The sequence below is a fragment of the Pampinifervens navoyensis genome (assembly GCF_046159715.1).
In the GTDB taxonomy this organism is placed as follows: Bacteria; Aquificota; Aquificia; order Aquificales; family Aquificaceae; genus Pampinifervens.
The window spans coordinates 1-420 of record NZ_JBJXCT010000030.1 but is presented as its reverse complement, the minus strand read 5'-3'; the positions used below and the strand labels follow the sequence as shown (position 1 = coordinate 420).

Sequence of the window (420 nt, the reverse complement as noted above, 5' to 3'; positions counted from 1 at the left end):
GTAAGCGTCAAATCCATCCAGTGCTATAATCCTCCCATGTCCTCAAAAGACAAAACCCTAAGAAGCATCTTTGACGAACTGCCCCTCAGACTGAGCCACATACTATCCCCTGCACCCATCACAGAGCTACTCCCTACCACCCTGCCCTCCTCTGAACTCAGACTTGACTTCCTCGCAAAACTCCAAAACCAGACCATCTTCCACATGGAGTTTCAGTTCTTCAACGACCCAGACATGCCCTGGAGAATGCTACGATACTACACATCCATAGCAGAAAGGTATAAAACAAAGAACATAAAACAACTACTTGTCTATGTGGGCAACGAAAGGCTAAGCATGAAGGACACTCTGGAGCTTGAGAACCTCACCTTCAGGTATGACATGCTTGACATAAGGCAGATAGACTGCAGGGAGCTTCTG

The 420-nt window shown here is 47.1% G+C and carries 1 protein-coding gene; it reads left to right on the top strand.

All coding sequences use genetic code 11. The annotated features are described in order from the left end of the window. Positions 1-36 precede the first annotated feature (36 nt). A partial coding sequence (locus ACKRDP_RS10095; protein ID WP_489685586.1) for an RpnC/YadD family protein occupies positions 37-420 on the top strand: 384 nt, incomplete at its 3' end.